The 14,858-nt window shown below is 68.9% G+C and carries 12 protein-coding genes and 1 pseudogene; 9 read left to right on the top strand and 4 right to left on the bottom strand.

What is annotated here, in order from left to right:
• Positions 1-86 precede the first annotated feature (86 nt).
• Positions 87-812 (top strand): dienelactone hydrolase family protein, encoded by a 726-nt coding sequence (locus AB0E24_RS40930; RefSeq protein ID WP_359384751.1) that lies wholly within the window; start codon positions 87-89, stop codon positions 810-812.
• A 380-nt stretch (positions 813-1,192) separates the two neighbouring features.
• Complete coding sequence (locus tag AB0E24_RS40925) at positions 1,193-1,801, top strand: GDSL-type esterase/lipase family protein (RefSeq protein WP_100804609.1); 609 nt, start codon at positions 1,193-1,195, stop codon at positions 1,799-1,801.
• 327 nt (positions 1,802-2,128) lie between these two features.
• Here AB0E24_RS40925 and AB0E24_RS40920 read toward each other — a convergent pair whose 3' ends face one another.
• The 4 genes and pseudogenes from AB0E24_RS40920 to AB0E24_RS40905 form a co-directional block, all read right to left on the bottom strand.
• Positions 2,129-2,971: a MerR family transcriptional regulator gene (locus tag AB0E24_RS40920; RefSeq protein WP_359384749.1), complete on the bottom strand. Its 843-nt coding sequence runs from the start codon at positions 2,969-2,971 to the stop codon at positions 2,129-2,131.
• A 735-nt stretch (positions 2,972-3,706) separates the two neighbouring features.
• Entirely contained in the window at positions 3,707-4,342 is a 636-nt protein-coding gene (locus AB0E24_RS40915) for an HAD family hydrolase (RefSeq protein ID WP_359384747.1), read from the bottom strand.
• A gap of 35 nt (positions 4,343-4,377) precedes the next feature.
• Entirely contained in the window at positions 4,378-5,370 is a 993-nt protein-coding gene (locus tag AB0E24_RS40910) for an LLM class flavin-dependent oxidoreductase (RefSeq protein ID WP_359384745.1), read from the bottom strand.
• A gap of 109 nt (positions 5,371-5,479) precedes the next feature.
• Positions 5,480-6,702: pseudogene (locus tag AB0E24_RS40905) on the bottom strand (MFS transporter).
• A gap of 70 nt (positions 6,703-6,772) precedes the next feature.
• On the opposite strand from AB0E24_RS40905, the gene AB0E24_RS40900 reads away from it, so the two are divergent.
• From AB0E24_RS40900 to AB0E24_RS40870, 7 genes are all read left to right on the top strand, one after another.
• Positions 6,773-7,534, top strand: coding sequence for a DeoR/GlpR family DNA-binding transcription regulator (locus AB0E24_RS40900; protein ID WP_359384743.1), 762 nt, complete (start codon positions 6,773-6,775; stop codon positions 7,532-7,534).
• Positions 7,535-8,199: 665 nt separating this feature from the next.
• A complete protein-coding gene (locus AB0E24_RS40895) occupies positions 8,200-8,910 on the top strand; it encodes a tectonin domain-containing protein (protein WP_359384741.1) in 711 nt (236 codons plus the stop codon).
• A gap of 485 nt (positions 8,911-9,395) precedes the next feature.
• Positions 9,396-10,025: a TnsA-like heteromeric transposase endonuclease subunit gene (locus AB0E24_RS40890; protein WP_359384844.1), complete on the top strand. Its 630-nt coding sequence runs from the start codon at positions 9,396-9,398 to the stop codon at positions 10,023-10,025.
• Complete coding sequence (locus AB0E24_RS40885) at positions 10,022-11,671, top strand: TnsB C-terminal domain-containing protein (RefSeq protein ID WP_359384739.1); 1,650 nt, start codon at positions 10,022-10,024, stop codon at positions 11,669-11,671. The genes AB0E24_RS40890 and AB0E24_RS40885 overlap by 4 nt, the downstream gene beginning before the upstream one ends.
• The gene (locus tag AB0E24_RS40880) at positions 11,668-12,159 is read left to right on the top strand and encodes a hypothetical protein (RefSeq protein ID WP_359384737.1); all 492 of its coding nucleotides are present in this window, start codon (positions 11,668-11,670) and stop codon (positions 12,157-12,159) included. Before AB0E24_RS40885 ends, AB0E24_RS40880 begins: the two co-directional genes overlap by 4 nt.
• Positions 12,156-13,274: an AAA family ATPase gene (locus AB0E24_RS40875; protein ID WP_359384735.1), complete on the top strand. Its 1,119-nt coding sequence runs from the start codon at positions 12,156-12,158 to the stop codon at positions 13,272-13,274. Before AB0E24_RS40880 ends, AB0E24_RS40875 begins: the two co-directional genes overlap by 4 nt.
• On the top strand, positions 13,271-14,812 hold the full coding sequence (locus tag AB0E24_RS40870; RefSeq protein WP_359384733.1) for a TniQ family protein: 1,542 nt from the start codon (positions 13,271-13,273) through the stop codon (positions 14,810-14,812). Before AB0E24_RS40875 ends, AB0E24_RS40870 begins: the two co-directional genes overlap by 4 nt.
• Positions 14,813-14,858 lie beyond the last annotated feature (46 nt).

Raw genomic sequence — 14,858 nt, 5'->3', positions numbered from 1 at the left:
CTGCACTCGCGGGAGCTCGCCGCGCTGTTCTGCCAGCGGCAGAACACCGGCCCGACCGTGCTCGGCGATCACTACAGTCCAGTCTCATGACGACGGTTACAACGCGCACGGTGGAGTACCCGGCCGACGGCTTGACGATGATTGGGCACCTCGCGCTGCCGGCCGGCGTCGACCGCGGGCCCGCGGTGCTGCTCGGACCGGAGGGCCCGGGGCTCAGCGATGTCGAGCGCCGCCGGGCCGATGCGCTCGCCGAGCTGGGATACGTAGCGCTGGCCTTCGACCTCCACGGCGGGCGCTATCTGAGCGACCCCGAGGAGATGCTGGCCCGTTGCCTGCCGCTGCTCGCCGACCATGACCGGATGCGGGGCATCGGCCACGCGGCGCTCGACGTGTTGCGCGCCGAACCGCGGGCCGACCCCGACCGGATCGCCGCCGTCGGCTACGGCACCGGGGGCGCCGTCGGGCTGGAACTCGGGCGCGACGGCGTCAACCTGCGCACGATCGGGACAGTCAACGCACTGACCACGGGCCGGCCGGGCGAGGCGGCGCGCATCCGTTGTCCAGTGTGGGCCGGGGTCGGGTCGGAAGACCCGATCATGCCGCCCGCGCAACGGGACGCGTTCGCGGCCGAGATGCAGGCCGCGGGCGTCGACTGGCGCCTGGTGGTCTACGGCGGCGCCTTGCACGCCTTCCACCACCCGCCGGTCGACCAGCCCGTGCTCTCCGGCGTCGGCTACCACCCACGGCACGCGCAGCGAGCCTGGCGCGATGTCGTCGACCTGCTCGCCGAGTGCCTGCCCCTAACGGAGTGATCTGGTCGGCAACCGCGATTCCGAGCCGTGAACCAGGCCGGTCGACCGCCACCGACGCCAGCTTGTGAGACACCGCAGCAGCTCAGAGAAGCTGTGACGAGACGCCCAGTCCTTGATCAAAACCTTGTTCCTCCGTAGGAACAAGCCCCGGACCGCCTTCGTAGAGCCCTGACCGGCGCCGTTTCCGGGATTCGGAAACAAGTACGCAGACCCAGGAGATGCCGATGTTCCTCAACCCCCAGCACCCCGGCGAGGACGGCCATTCAGTTGCCAGCGATGCTACGGCCGCTCAATGACCGCGGCCGTGGCGTGGGCACCTGGCGCGCATTTCCTCCGTCTTGGCGCTCACCGCCATCGGGCCAAGCCGTAGAGTTGACCGGATGAGCAGGGATCTACGGATGTGTTTCATCGGCGACTCCTTTGTCCAGGGCATCGGTGACCCGGAGCACCGGGGCTGGGTTGGCCGGGTGCTCCAGGCCACCTGCGGTGATGTCACAGCTTTCAATCTCGGGATCCGGCGCAACACCTCCGAGGATGTGCTGCGTCGTTGTTGGCAGGAGGTCGCACCGCGCACCCTGCCCGATGCCGACAATCGGCTGGTCGTTTCCTTCGGTAGCAACGACATGGTTGAGGAGGAAGGCAAGGTCCGCGTTGCCCCCTCCCGCTGTGTGGGCAACCTGACCTCGCTCCTCGACGGGTGCAGGCAGCGGGCGATCGGTGCGCTGGTCGTAGGTCCCCCGCCCGTCGTCGACGCAGGTGAAGGCCATCTGCGACGGACCTCGCAACTGGCCGAGGAGATGGCCGCTCTCTGCCGTTCGCGGCACGTCCCGTTCATCGCCACGACCCAGGCCCTTGCCTGTGACCCTGCCTGGACGAGGGAAGCACTGGCCGGCGACGGTGCCCACCCAGGCAGCGCGGGCTACCACAGGCTCACTGACATCGTCCTCGCCGGCAGGTGGCACGAATGGACCGCTCGCCCAGGCCAATAGTCGGCTTCCGCCACTCGGTGTCGCCCTCTGTCCTATTCGCGGCCAGATAGTCCCCCACCAACTGCCGCGAGCGGGGAATCGGAACTGGCCACCCACACCCAGCCATGACTTTCACGAAATTGCGGACAGAGCCCTGAAAACGGCCAGGGATGCTCCTCGCATCACTCGCTCTGGTGTTCAAGGAAGTGGGGAGTTTCAAAGGGGCGTGGCCCGGGTCGTCGGCTTGGGTCTCCCGCTCGTGGAGTGTGGGGGCCGTGTCGAGACGTCGAGACGCCGGCTTCGTGTCAGTGGCCGATCCGGGATCCTCACGCACGGCCGCACCAGCGATCAGCTGCCTGCGGAGAGGTCCGCGTCAAGGAGCTGTGCCGTGAGTTCCATGCACCGTGTCCGGGCGGCGGAGAAGCCGTAGGGCATCTTGGTGACCGCTTCGAAGGCGCTCATCTGGACGTCCTCCTCGCCGCTCGCCTCGGCGTCGTAGATCTCGAAGAGCTTCTCCTCGTCCGCGTCCAGTCCGGCCGCTTCAACGGCCTGGAGCAGGGCCTTGTGGTGGGCGCAGTGCTGCGCGGCGAGTTCCTCGACCTGCGGGTCGTGGGGGTCGACGGTGTCATCGAGGGCGGCGTCGGCCGCGTCGAGGCGGTCTGCCTCGGCCCGTAGGTCGGGGTGGGTGGCCAGGGTGATGAACACGCTGGCCTGAATCGCGGCTCCCAGCGGCCCGAGGATCCGTTCCGTGACCAGCAGGGCGTCCAGGTCGGAGGGGCGCAGTGCGTCAGAAGGCAGGTGGCTGAGCCGGTCGGTGACCAATGGGGAGAGCAGGCCCAGTGGGCTGCCCACGACCCGCAGGCGCTGGACTGCCGCGCGCTGACGCTTGATGTCGGCCTCCTGGGCGGCCAGGGTCTCCTCCAGCCGGCCCAGGACGCCCTCGATGTCCCGGGCTTCGTCGAAGGCGGCCCGCATGTCGTCCAGGCTGATGCCGGCCTCGGACATCTTGCGGATCCAGAGCAGGCGGATCATGTCGTCGTAGCCGTAGCGGCGGCGTCCGTCTCCGCCTCGCTCAGGCTCCGGCAGCAGACCGATCTGGTGGTAGTGGCGAATGGCGCGCGGGGTGGTCCCGGCGAAGGCGGCGGCATCACCGATCTTGACCTCGCGGGGAGGCGTGACGGAGGGGTACATCGCAGACAGGGCCTTTCGTACTGTGGTGCCCTCGACGACACCACATGCCGCTACGGCATATGCAACTACACACCACCCAGATCCCGCCGCCAGCACCACCCGCACCCCCCGAGGACGTCGCCGACCCGGTGGAGGCGATGCGGCGGCAGACCACGCACGGGCCGGCCCGGCTCGCCGCCGGCCTACAGCGGCTGCACGGCGTCACACGCGCGCCCGCGACCGTCCACCGCACCCTGGTGAGGCGAGGACTCAACCGCCTCCGGGACCTCGACCCGCCCGACCGGCCAGCAGCTGCGCGAGGCCATCCGCTACTACGAGCACGACCGGGGCGGCGACCTGGTCCACGTCGACGTCAAGAAACTCAGGGCGCATCCCTACCGGCGGCAGCTGGCGGATGCACGGCGTCGGCACCGAGCCCGCCCGCGCCTCCATCGCGCCTCCAAACGCACCAGTCCCGGCACCGGCCCGCCGCGCCCGGCGGCCAGCCGCCCATCAGCCGGACCGTCGGGAGCAACTACCGAATCGTCTTCGACCAGCCGCCCGAACCACTCGCGGACATCCGTAACAGCTCACCTTCGAGGACCTCGCGTAACCAAGTCCCGAGTCCCGAGACACCACACGTAGAAGGTCAGGCTCTTCACCTGGCCCTGCACCATCCCCTACAGCCTTCCAGTCGTGCGGGGCCGGGCCGGGGGCGTTGCTGCCCCGGGCTCCCCGCATGGCTGTCCCTAGGCCCTACCTGGGCGGTGTTAGTCGTCGGGTCGGTAGCCAGGTGTCGATGACTGGTGTCAGTTCGTCGGGTCGGGTGAAGATGTGTCCGTTCATACCGGTGGCCTGTGCTGCGCGTACGTTCTCTTCGCGGTCGTCGACGAAGAGGAAGTCGGCGGGGGCGGCCTGCATGGCGACGATGCAGTGGTGGAACGCTGCTGGGTCCGGTTTTGCTGCGTGGATCTTTCCGGAGAAGGCGGCGTGGTCCAGCTTTCCCAGCCAGGGTTGTGTGGCGAGGAAGGCGTCCGCGTGGTCTGCGGGAATGTTGGACAGCAGGGCGACCTCGGTGACCTCGCGCAGGGACCGCACGTAGGCGACCATGCGCTTGTCGACGCGTGACCAACTGCGGATGTCGGCGAGCCGTAGTTCCTCGATCGAGTCGGCGTCGGCGGAGCGTGACAGCCACCGCAGTACGGCCGTCCAGTACTCGGGCGCGGACCACTGCCCGGCGTCGTAGGGCGGACGGCAGGCCCAGTACGCCTCGGCGAAGGCGTCTGCGGGTGTGTTGCAGCGGGCGGCCATCTGCGCCAGGGCGCCTGGGCGTTGGTGGCGGGCGATGACCCCGAAGAGGTCGAACAGGACGATGCGTCGGTGGGTCGACATGGTGGTGGGTTTCTCCGGTTCCCAGTGGTTTCGGTTCAGGGGCGGGGGGCCAGGGCGCGGGCGAGCGAGGCGAGGGATGTCAGGGCGTCGGGGCCGGTGGGAGCGAGGACGACGCTGGTCGCGCCTGCTGCGTGGCGGGCTGCGATCGCTTCGCGTGCCTGGCCGGGGGTGCCGGCGATGCTCAGTTGGCGGACCCAGGCGGCGGGCATGGTCTGGGCGAATTGCTGGGCGTCGGCGCAGGCGGCGCGGTGTTCGCGCAGTTGCGCGGCGAACGGCAGGGGGTCGATGTGGGCGGCCCAGTCCGGCTCCCCGACGGCAGCCAGGCCGTCGCGGACGCGGGCGAGAGCGGCGTCCGCGTTGTCGTCGACGGCGGCGGCGTCGTAGGTGACGACTTCGAGGCCGCTGGGGTCACGAGCGCTGCCCAGGTGTCGTCGTGAGGCGGCGATGTAGGCGGGGGCCGCGGGCTCGGCCAGGAGGAGCCCGTCGGCCACCTCGCCTGCGGCTGCCTGTGATTTCGGGCCGCGTACGCCGAGGATGACCGGGGGAACGATGTCGGGGGTCTCGGTGAGGAGGACGCCTTCGCAGTGCACGTAGCGGCCGCCTGCCGGGCCGGGCTCGCCGCGCATGAGCAGGCGCAGCGCGGTCGTGTACTCCTTGATCAGCGTCAGGGGGCTGGCGGGCCAGGCTCCGGCCTGGCGCATCCAGTCGGGCATGCCGTGGCCGATGCCGGTGATCAGCCGGCCGGGGTAGAGCTGGGCGAGGGTGGCCAGTTCCATCGCCGCGAAGCACACGTTGCGGGCGCCGGCGGGCATGATGCCGATTCCGACGGTGATGCTTGCCGTGCTGGCGAGGACGGGGCCGGCCTGGGCCAGTCCGCCGCGCCAGCCAAGGTCCTCCACCACCCACACCTGGTCGAAGCCCAGCTCTTCGGCTCGCCGTGCGTAGGGCAGCACATCCCGGACGGGCAGGTCGCGGGGGAGCAGGACACCGACACGGCCGCGGGCGGGGGTGGCGTCTGTCTCGGGCATCGACGGCTCCTTCTGGTGGCGGTGGGTTCTCCCCTGCTGGTCCGGCGACCGGCGGGGGTGTGGAGGGGGCCTGTGCGGCACGGGCGTCAGGGGCGCGCCGCACAGGCGGTCAGTGGCTGCCGCGTGCCGCCTCGCGGGTGTGGCCGGACGCGGTACGCAGGAGTCCGGCGGCCGCGGCGGCGCCGGCGCACAGCAGGGTCAGCAGCAGCAAGGCGTGGTTCATTGCTACGAGATGCGTCGGCCGGCCGATGACGGCGGGGCCGGAGAACATTCCGAGGCAGCCGCGTCCGGCGACGCGGGAGATGTTGGCGCCGGCGGCGGAGGGGGCGGCGCGTCCGGCCGTGCTGAACAGCTGGGGGACGCGGCCGGACAGCCCCGGGCCGCACAGCGCCCAGCCCGCGAACGCGGCCCATATCCACGGTGAGACGGCCACGATCGTGATCCCGACGGCGGCGGTGACCGTGCCGTAGCGCAGGACGGCCATGGGCCCGGACCGGTCGGAGACGCGGTCGGCGAGCAGCGGTCCGGTGGTCGCCGCAGCGTAGGCGCCGTATCCGACGGCGCCGGTGCCGGCGGGTCCGCCGAGGATGTCCTTCAGGTGCACAGCGCTCCAGCCGTTGGCGGCTCCCTCGCTCAGCATGACCGTGGCGGCCAGGGCGGCCAGGGCGGCGAGGACGCGGATACGTCCGGGGGCGCTGCGTCGCTTCCCGGACTGTGCCCCCTCGCCCTCGGCGGTGGTGGTGGCAGGCGTCATCGCGGTCGGCAGCAGGCCGCGTGCCGACACCAGTGCCGTCACGACGCCCGCCAGTCCCACGGCGCCCATGCCCGCGGCCGGCTCGGGCCGGCGTTCGCGGCGCCCGCTCCGACGAGTGAGGCGATGACACCGCCGGCGGAGAACATGGCGTGGAAGGCCGACATGACGGGCCGGTCGTATGCCTTCTCCACATGCACGGCGTGGGCGTTCATGCTCACGTCGAGCGGACCGTTGCAGAAGCCGGAGGCCGGCAGGGCACCCGCCGGTATCCGCGGGTTCCGGGGCAGGCCGGGCGGCACCACAGCTGTGCTGGACGGCACGTCGGCGACAGGGAGTACGACGCCCGCCCCGAGACGGTCGGCCGGACGGCCGGTGACCTGCATACCGGTGAAGGCCCCGAGACCCAGCAGCACCAGCAGGCTCCCCGGCGTCGAGTGGCTGATGCCCACGCGCTCCTCGACGGCGGGGATGTGCGCCACCCAGGTGCCCATCAGGGTGCCGCACAAGACGAAGTAGGCGAAGGTCGCCACACGGGTGGATCGAAGCGAGCGGTCCATGCCGACCACCGTAACGAACATATTTTGTGTTTGGAAACCCGTGCAAGCGAACGGTTTGCTTGTTCGTTTTGGGGTGGTGTTCAATCGCGGTATGAGCAACGCAGACCGTCACGGGCTGATCGCGCAGACCGTCAGGGAGGCGGGCAGTGTCACGGTTCAGGCGCTCGCCGAGCTGACCGGCGCCTCGGAGATGACCATCCGGCGCGACCTCGACACCCTGGCCGCGCAAGGCGTTCTCGAACGCGTCCGCGGTGGGGCACGCACCCTGCTGCTCCGGGGGGAGGAGCCGCCCTTCGCACTGCGCGCCCGTGAGGCCGTCGACGCCAAGCTCCGGATCGCGGCCGAGGTGTCCTCGCTCATCGCCGACGGCGAGACCGTCCTGCTGGACAGCGGCACCACCTGCCTGGAGGTCGCCCGCCTGCTGCGTCAACGACCGGTCACCGTGATGCCCCTCTCGCTCCAGGCCATCCACCTACTCGGCGACGCCCCGGGTCCGACCACGCTGATGGTGCCCGGCGGACAGCCCCGCGCTGCCGAGGGAGCCCTGACCGGCCCCCTCACCCTCGCCTCCCTGGCGGCCCTGCGCTTCGACACCGCGGTCATCGGCTGCTGCGGCCTGAGCGCGGCGGAGGGCCTGACCGCCTACGACCTCGACGACGCGGCGGTGAAGAAGGCGAGCATCGCCTCCGCGTGCCGCGTCATCGTCGCCGCGGACGGCAGCAAACTCGGCCGCACCGCCTACGCCCACGTCGGCCCCTCCACACAACTGCACACCCTCGTCACCGACACCACGGCATCCACCGACGAAGTGGCCGCGCTCGAAAACGGCGGCACCGTCGTCAAAACCGCCTGACGAGATCCCCGCGCGGACACACCGCCCGTCACCGCACCGGCACCTGACCGCCGGCGCCATGCGGTACAACCCCGCTGATCCTCGCTGCGCTGATACTCCGAGGAAGATGACTGGCGAGACCCTCGGCATACGCCTGCGCCTCACGGTCCTCGCACCCAACTCTCACCAACGGGGTCCTGCGTGAACAAGATCAACAACCGCCCGCCGAACCCCGCCGACCCCCGGATCGGCTCGCAGAACCTGTTCTCGCTCGAAAGCGACGGGCTCTGGCGGCAAGGTCAGCCAGATCGACACGGCTTCCCGGACAGGGCCGGTGATGCCCGGCATGCCGGCCCGGGAACCTGTGTGAGCGCTGTATCCGCTGAACGCTCGCTCCTGCCGTCTCTCGGTCTCCCGCGCCGCCCCCGTCCACCCCCGGCCGGCAGGGGCGACCTGGTGGGAGGCATGAACCGGCGCTCGTGTCGATCCCCCCAGGGTGGGACAACGCTTCGCGCCAAAGTACTGCCTCCCGAGGAGTTCCTGCCTCCGCCCCACAAGGAGATAGGAGTTGAAACACCCACTTACTGGCTTATTTGAGATCAGGACTGGCGTTCTCCTGGCTTATCAGCTCATCTCATTGCGAAGGATGACGGCTACTACCGGATTCGAGAAAGGGTGTGCTCGGCATGGCGGACTGGGTGAAGGTCGCGGGCGGTCTCAGTGCCATCTCGGTGGGGTCTAGGACGACGGTGTGGGGTGTGAACGCGGCGAGCGCCATCTACCGGTACACCAACTACGACGCCAACCCGTGGATCAACATCCCCGGGGGATTGAGCGACATCGGTGCCGCGGCAGACGGCACCGTGTGGGGAGTCAACAGCGGCAACCAGATCTACCGATACACCGGAGACCAGGGGACCACCAACTGGGTGGGCATCAACGGGAGCCTGGTCCGCATCGACGCGGGCTCCCGGACGAACGTGTGGGGGGTGGACTCCGCCGGGGCCATCTACCGGTACACCAACTACGACGCCAACCCGTGGATCAAGATCTCTGGCGTCGCCACCGACATCGGCGCGGGCGCCGACGGCACCGTGTGGTGCGTCAACAGCGGCAACCAGATCTACCGATACATCGGGGACCAGGACAGCTCGACCACGTGGAAGAGCGTCCCCGGCAGCCTCAAGCGCATCGCGGTGGGCTCCCGGACGAACGTGTGGGGTATCGACCCTGCCGGAAGCATCTACCGCTACACCAACAACGACACCAGCGGCACCAACCCGTGGATCAAGATCCCCGGCGTGGCCACCGATATCGGCGCGGGCGTCGACGGCACCGTGTGGCACGTCAACAGCGCCGGCGACATCTACCGTTACACCGGCGACCAACCGAGCTGATGCTGGCTCCGTGCGAGCCCCTTGCCGGGACGGGTCGGGGGCCCGCACGGATGGCTTGGCCAGTACGCCCTGTACGTCAACTACTCAACCCGGGTGCCGACGTCGAAACCTCAGCAGTTCAGAGAAGTGACGAGACCGAACGACACGGCTCCGGACCAGACAGTGCGCGGCATGGGGCACCTCCTCCGTCCCCTGGGGCCGTCCAGCTGTAGGGTCTCAAGATCCGTGTCCTAATCTCACAGTCGATGGCCGCCCGGTGGCAGATCGGACACGATTCTGAGAACGGCTGGTCAGTCCATTCACTCGTTGCAGTGATCCCAGCCTAAGGCGGACTGAGCCGAGTCGGCTTCCTGGCAGCGTGGCTCGCCAGTAATAGCCCGGGCTGGGGGTACGCCATGGACGGTTCTGCTGTAACGGTCAGTGATCGTCTTCGAGACGATGAGGTCGTTGACGACCGGGCGTGGTCGATCGCTTCCATCGATCTGTTGTGCTCCGCTACACCGTGGCGGACGTTTCGCTGGTACAGGGGGCAGAGGCATTACTCGGGGACCTACTGGTCTGCGACGATGCGGGACCATGTGATCTACGAGTCGCGCCTGGAGCTGGCTCGGCTGCTGTTCGCCGACTTCGATCCCTCGGTACGGGGCATCGTGGCCCAGCCGTTCTTGCTGAAGGCCGTGGTGGGCGGGGAGGTCCGCAAGCACATCCCGGACTACTTCCTGATTACGGAGCACGGCCCGGTGGTGGTGGATGTCAAACCGCGTCGACGTCTGTCTGCACCAGTGGTGGCCTTTACCTTCGCGTGGACCCGGCAGGCGGTGGAGTCGCGGGGGTGGCGGTATGAGGTGTGGAGTGAGCCGCCCGAAGCGGAACTGGAGAATATCCGCTTCCTGGCTGGCTATCGGAGGCAGTGGCTGTTTGCTCCGGAGCTGCTGGACGAGGTGCGCCGCGTCGATCTTGAAGGGGGCGCGTTGGGGAGGGCGGTCCGGTGCCTTTCTGATCTGCCTGAGCCCACTGTGCGGGCCGCGATCCACCACCTTCTGTGGGCTCATGATCTGCGTACCGACCTTACCCAGCCGTTGAGCCCCGCAGGGGTGTTGAGGAGGGCGGCGTGAGCGGCGCCTGGGCCCGGGTAGGGGTTGGTACGCGCTTCCGCTATGACGGAGAGACCGTCGAGGTGGTCGAGCTGGTCACGACGATGGCGGGCAGTGAGGTCGTTCTGAAGGACGGCCGCGGGCGTCTCCGGCGGCTGTCGCTGAAGGAACTGCTGTTCTCTGACCGCGCGGACGTGATTCCGGAGCAGTCCGGGCCGTCGGCCGGCGATGTCGATGAGATCGCCTCGGTGGTCCTGGGGCAACTGCACGAAGGCGAGCGGCAGAAGGTTCTGGAACGGGCTGAGCATGTCCGCGAGGTTCTGACGGGATATCGCGCTGGTTGTTCGGAGCTGGGGCGTGCGGGGGAGCCGCGCCGTGAGTACGCGCTGGACAAGCCGCTGGAGGTCAAGTACGCGGCGAAGGCTGCGGAACTCGGAGTCACGACTCGATCGGTGAGGCGATGGGTTGCCGCGTTCCGTGAGCATGGAGAGGCGGGGCTGGCCCCCCGGAAAAGGCTCGCCGGAAGCGCGGCGGCGGCAGCCGATCAGCGGTGGGCGGAGACCGCGTTGGAGGTGATGACGGAGTTCACCGGGGAGTCGCGGCCGTCGCGGACGCTGGTGATCGAGCGAACACGGGCCCGGGTGATCGCCAGGTTCGGTCCGGATGTGGTGGTACAGCCGAGCCGGGCGACTGCGTTTCGGATCTTGGCGGAGCTGGAGCGGAGGCATCCGCTGTTCCGGCTCAGTACGAAGCGGAACCGGGACATCGCCAAGCGGCCAGGCGGTCCCTACGGGAAGCTGCGGCCGACGCGGCCGGGTGAGTACCTCATGATGGACACCACGCGGCTGGACGTGTTCGCGTTCGACCCGCTGACGCTGAGGTGGGTGCAGGCCGAGCTCACGATTGCGATGGACTGGTACACGCGCTGTGTCACCGGGATCCGGGTCACCCCGGTGTCTACCAAGGCGGTGGATGTGAGCGCGGTGCTCTACCAGTGCTTTCGGCCGCGGTCAGCGGGGAGGGAGTGGCCGCGGCATGCGGTCTGGCCCGAGCACGGGATCCCGCGCACGGTCCTGGTCGACGTCGAGGGGGCTACCGGTCCGGGGCTGGCCTCGCCACCGCTGGTGCCGGAAACATTAGTGGTCGATCATGGCAAGGTCTACGTCTCCGAGCACCTGACCAGTGTCTGTCGCCGGATGGGGATCTCGATCCAGCCCGCGCGGCTGCGCACGGGCCGGGACAAGGGGCCGGTGGAGCGCTATTTCCGCACGCTGCGCGAAGGGCTGCTGGAGACGCTGCCCGGTTACAAGGGTCCTGACATCCACTCCCGCGGCGAGTGCCCGGAGGATGACGCGTTCTTCTTCCTGAATGAGCTGGAGGCGATCATTCGGCAGTGGACTGCGGCGGTCTACCACTGCCGACCGCACGCCAGCCTGGTCGACCCGGGTCTGCCTGGGCTGCGCATGTCGCCGGCGAAGATGTTCGAGCACGGCTTGGCGCGGGCCGGATACATCGACGTCCCCCGGGACCGGGACCTGGCGTTTGAGTTTCTCTGCCCACCAAGTGGCGCACGATCCAGCACTACGGCGTCGAGATCGGCGGCCGCCGTTACGGCGGAGCGGGTCTGCCTGAACCCGGCACGCGCAGTCCCTATCAGGGGCGGGTGAAGAACGGGTGGCCTTTCCAGGTAGATCCGGACGATGTGTCCCGGATCTACTTCCGCGACCCGGCCAGCCGGATCTGGCGCGCGCTGACCTGGGAACACGCGCCGTCCGCGCGGATGCCGCTGAGCGAGGACGCGCTGGCCTTCGCCCGCAAACTGGCGGCAGCGAAATACCGGTATCCCGACGACCGGCTCGCTGTCGCTGACCTGCTGGAACGCTGGAACCTCGGGCTCGGGACCACGCTGGCGGAACGTCGCATGGCTCTGAGGCTCTCCCGCGAGCAGGCCGCCATCGACCTTCCGGAGACCGACGCGGAGACGCCCGTGTCCCGTCTCTCCGTCCAACAGGCCCTGGGCGATCGGGAAGCCTCGACGGAGTTCGAGGTCAACGTCAACGAGCCGGTGGCCGAGGCGGGCGATGACGACAACGCCGACTTGGACGACCCGGAGAACGAAGACGGCTTCTACGCCGAGGCGCTGGAGGATGCGTGAGCACAGCCGCTGTGTTGAACCTGGGCAATGTGGCGCTGTCACGGAAGGAAGACTTCAGGGCCTACGCCGAGGCCCCGCGCCGCACACAGCCCGAAGGGCTCACGCGAGTGCAGCTGGGAGCGCTGAGCGCTGAAGCGCGAGGCGAATACGACATGCTCCGACGGGGCTGGCACGCGAACATCGGACCGATCAGGACTCCGCAACTGGCGGAACTGCACGAGGGCTTGTGGGACATCGCCGACAGCAACCTACAAGACGGGGACAAGGCCAAGGGGGCGGTGGCTGTCGACGCCTTCCCTGGGCTAGGCAAGACCACCTCGGTGCTTGCGTTCGCCCGCGAGTTCCACCGCCGGGAAGTCGCAGAGAAGGGCCAGTACACCGATCAGGGGAACGAGCGGTGGCCGGTCTGCCGCGTCGGACTGACCGGGAACACCGGCATGAAGGACCTCAACAGATCCATCCTGGAATTCTTCGGGCACCCCGGCCGGAACCGGGGCACCACCACACAGCTCGGCCAGTGGGCCCTGGACTGCGTGCTGTCCTGCGAGGTGAAGCTGCTGGCGCTCGATGACCTGCACTTTCTGAAGTGGAACGAGAAGAACGGCATCGAGGTCAGCAACCACCTGAAGTGGATCGCGAACGAGTTCCCCGTCACGCTGTTGCTAATCGGCGTCGGCCTGGCGGACAAGGGTCTGTTCAGCGAGGGCGACGCTCGCCGGGATGCGGCACTGGCACAGACCGGGCGCCGCACCACTCGCCTGGGGATGCGCCCCTTCACGATCGAATCGGAGGAGGGGCGGCGGGAATGGCGGGCGATGCTGCTGGCCCTCGAACAACGTGTCGTCCTGGCCGACAAGCACTCCGGGATGCTGGCCGACGAACTGTCCGACTACCTCTTCGCCCGCAGCACCGGGCACATCGGCTCTCTCATGACGCTGATCAACCGCGGCTGTCAGCGGGCCGTGCGCACCGGTGCCGAGCGGCTCAGCCGTGACCTGCTGGACCGCGTCCGGAACGACGAGGCGTCCGAGGCAGCCCGCCTCGAACTTGAAGCAGCTCTGGAAAAGCGGCGGCTGACCAGTCGACCGCGATCACGTCGGCACGGAGCCGCATGACCGATACCGTCCGGACTCTGCCTATCCGGCTCGCACCGCTACCCGCAGAGGCTCTCGACTCCTGGCTGGAAGCCCTGGCCACCCGCATGAGCACCCCCTTTGCCAACGTCCTCACCGCCGTCGGTCTGAGCGCCTCGGCGTACGGACTTCCGCGCTGGGCGATGATGCTGGGGCCCGGTGAAGCCGAACAGATCGCCGCCGCCACCGGCACCGACGCCGAGCAGATCATCTCCATGACCCTGCAACGTTGGGATGGCCAAGCCCTGGTCATCGACCCCGTGCGCCGCATCGGCCGTCCTCAGACGCTGTGGTCAGGGCCCCGAGGTTCGCGTTACTGTCCGGCATGCTTGGTCGAATCAGGTAGTCGCTGGCCTGCGGCCTGGCGGCTGACCTGGTCCTTTGCCTGCACTCGTCACCACGTACTGCTGGCCGACCGTTGCCCAGAATGCGACCGCAGCCCCCGGTCGCGGTGCCACCAGTTGGCCAGGGTGCCACGTCCCGGGCTCTGCCCTGCACCAGCACCGAGGACCGCTTCCCGTGACCGGTGGTGCCACCACTCCTACGCCGCTACCACCGTGCTGCCGATCGAACCGGACGGTCTGCTGGAGAGAGCCCAGCAGTTCATGGACGCGCTGCTGCACACCAGCCCTCCCGACACCTCGATGCCGCTCTACGGCGAGACGGCGCCATCCGTGTTCCAGCTGCTCAGCGACGTCAAGGCACTGGCCAGCATGGTTCTCAACTACAGCATCCGCCGCGACATCAGTCCCTGGTGCCCGCCTGAGGTCGCCAACCGACTCGACAACTACCGAGCCACCCCCGTCCCGCGCTCACAACGCCGCAGCCAGCGAGCCGATCGTCACAGCACCTACGCCCCTACGGACGCCGCTGCCATCGCTGTCGGGGTCACCGCTGCCATGCGGATCCTCCAGGCAGGCGACGTGCGGGCCGTGGGCGACGCCGCACGATGGCTCACCGACCGTGTCGCTGCATCCGGCCGCGCGCCATACCCCGCCAGCTACACCCACTGGGGAGGGGGCCTGTCACCCGCCCTGACCGCTGCCTTGCGCTGCAGCCGCGAGCACCACCTGCTGCCCCTCGCCCGGCTTCGTCATCGCACGCCCACCGGCGTCGTCAAGCCTCCTTGCGACACCACCACCCGCGCCAAGGCAATGCCTGTCGGACTCTGGCCGGCCTGGGCGCTCAGGCTTACCCCTTACACCCCAGGCGGGCTGCCGACCAAGGCTCGTGCGGCGGAGCTCCTTTCCGTCGCCTGTCTGATGGTCGGCAGCCCGACATCGATCACTGCTGCCATCCGCGCGCTGGGCGGCACCGTGATCGCCCACGCCGTCTCCGACCTGCTTGCTACCCTCACCAGCCGCTCCGACTGCACGGGGGTCCTCCGTGTCCTCACGCTGCTCGCCGACCACCTGGACGACCATGGTTCGCCCATCGACTACGCCCGCCGCCGGGCAGTCTTCGGCTCTCTTAGGGTCCGTCTTCAAAGATCACTTCGTGATGGATCATGGTGGGTGTGATACGTCGTCATGAACTTACCGACCACGAATGGGAGTTACTCGCTCC

This window comes from Streptomyces malaysiensis subsp. malaysiensis, from assembly GCF_040653035.1.
Classification (GTDB): Bacteria; Actinomycetota; Actinomycetes; order Streptomycetales; family Streptomycetaceae; genus Streptomyces; species Streptomyces malaysiensis.
Note: the sequence above shows the minus strand (reverse complement) of the source record. Positions and strands in the feature narration are given on the sequence as shown.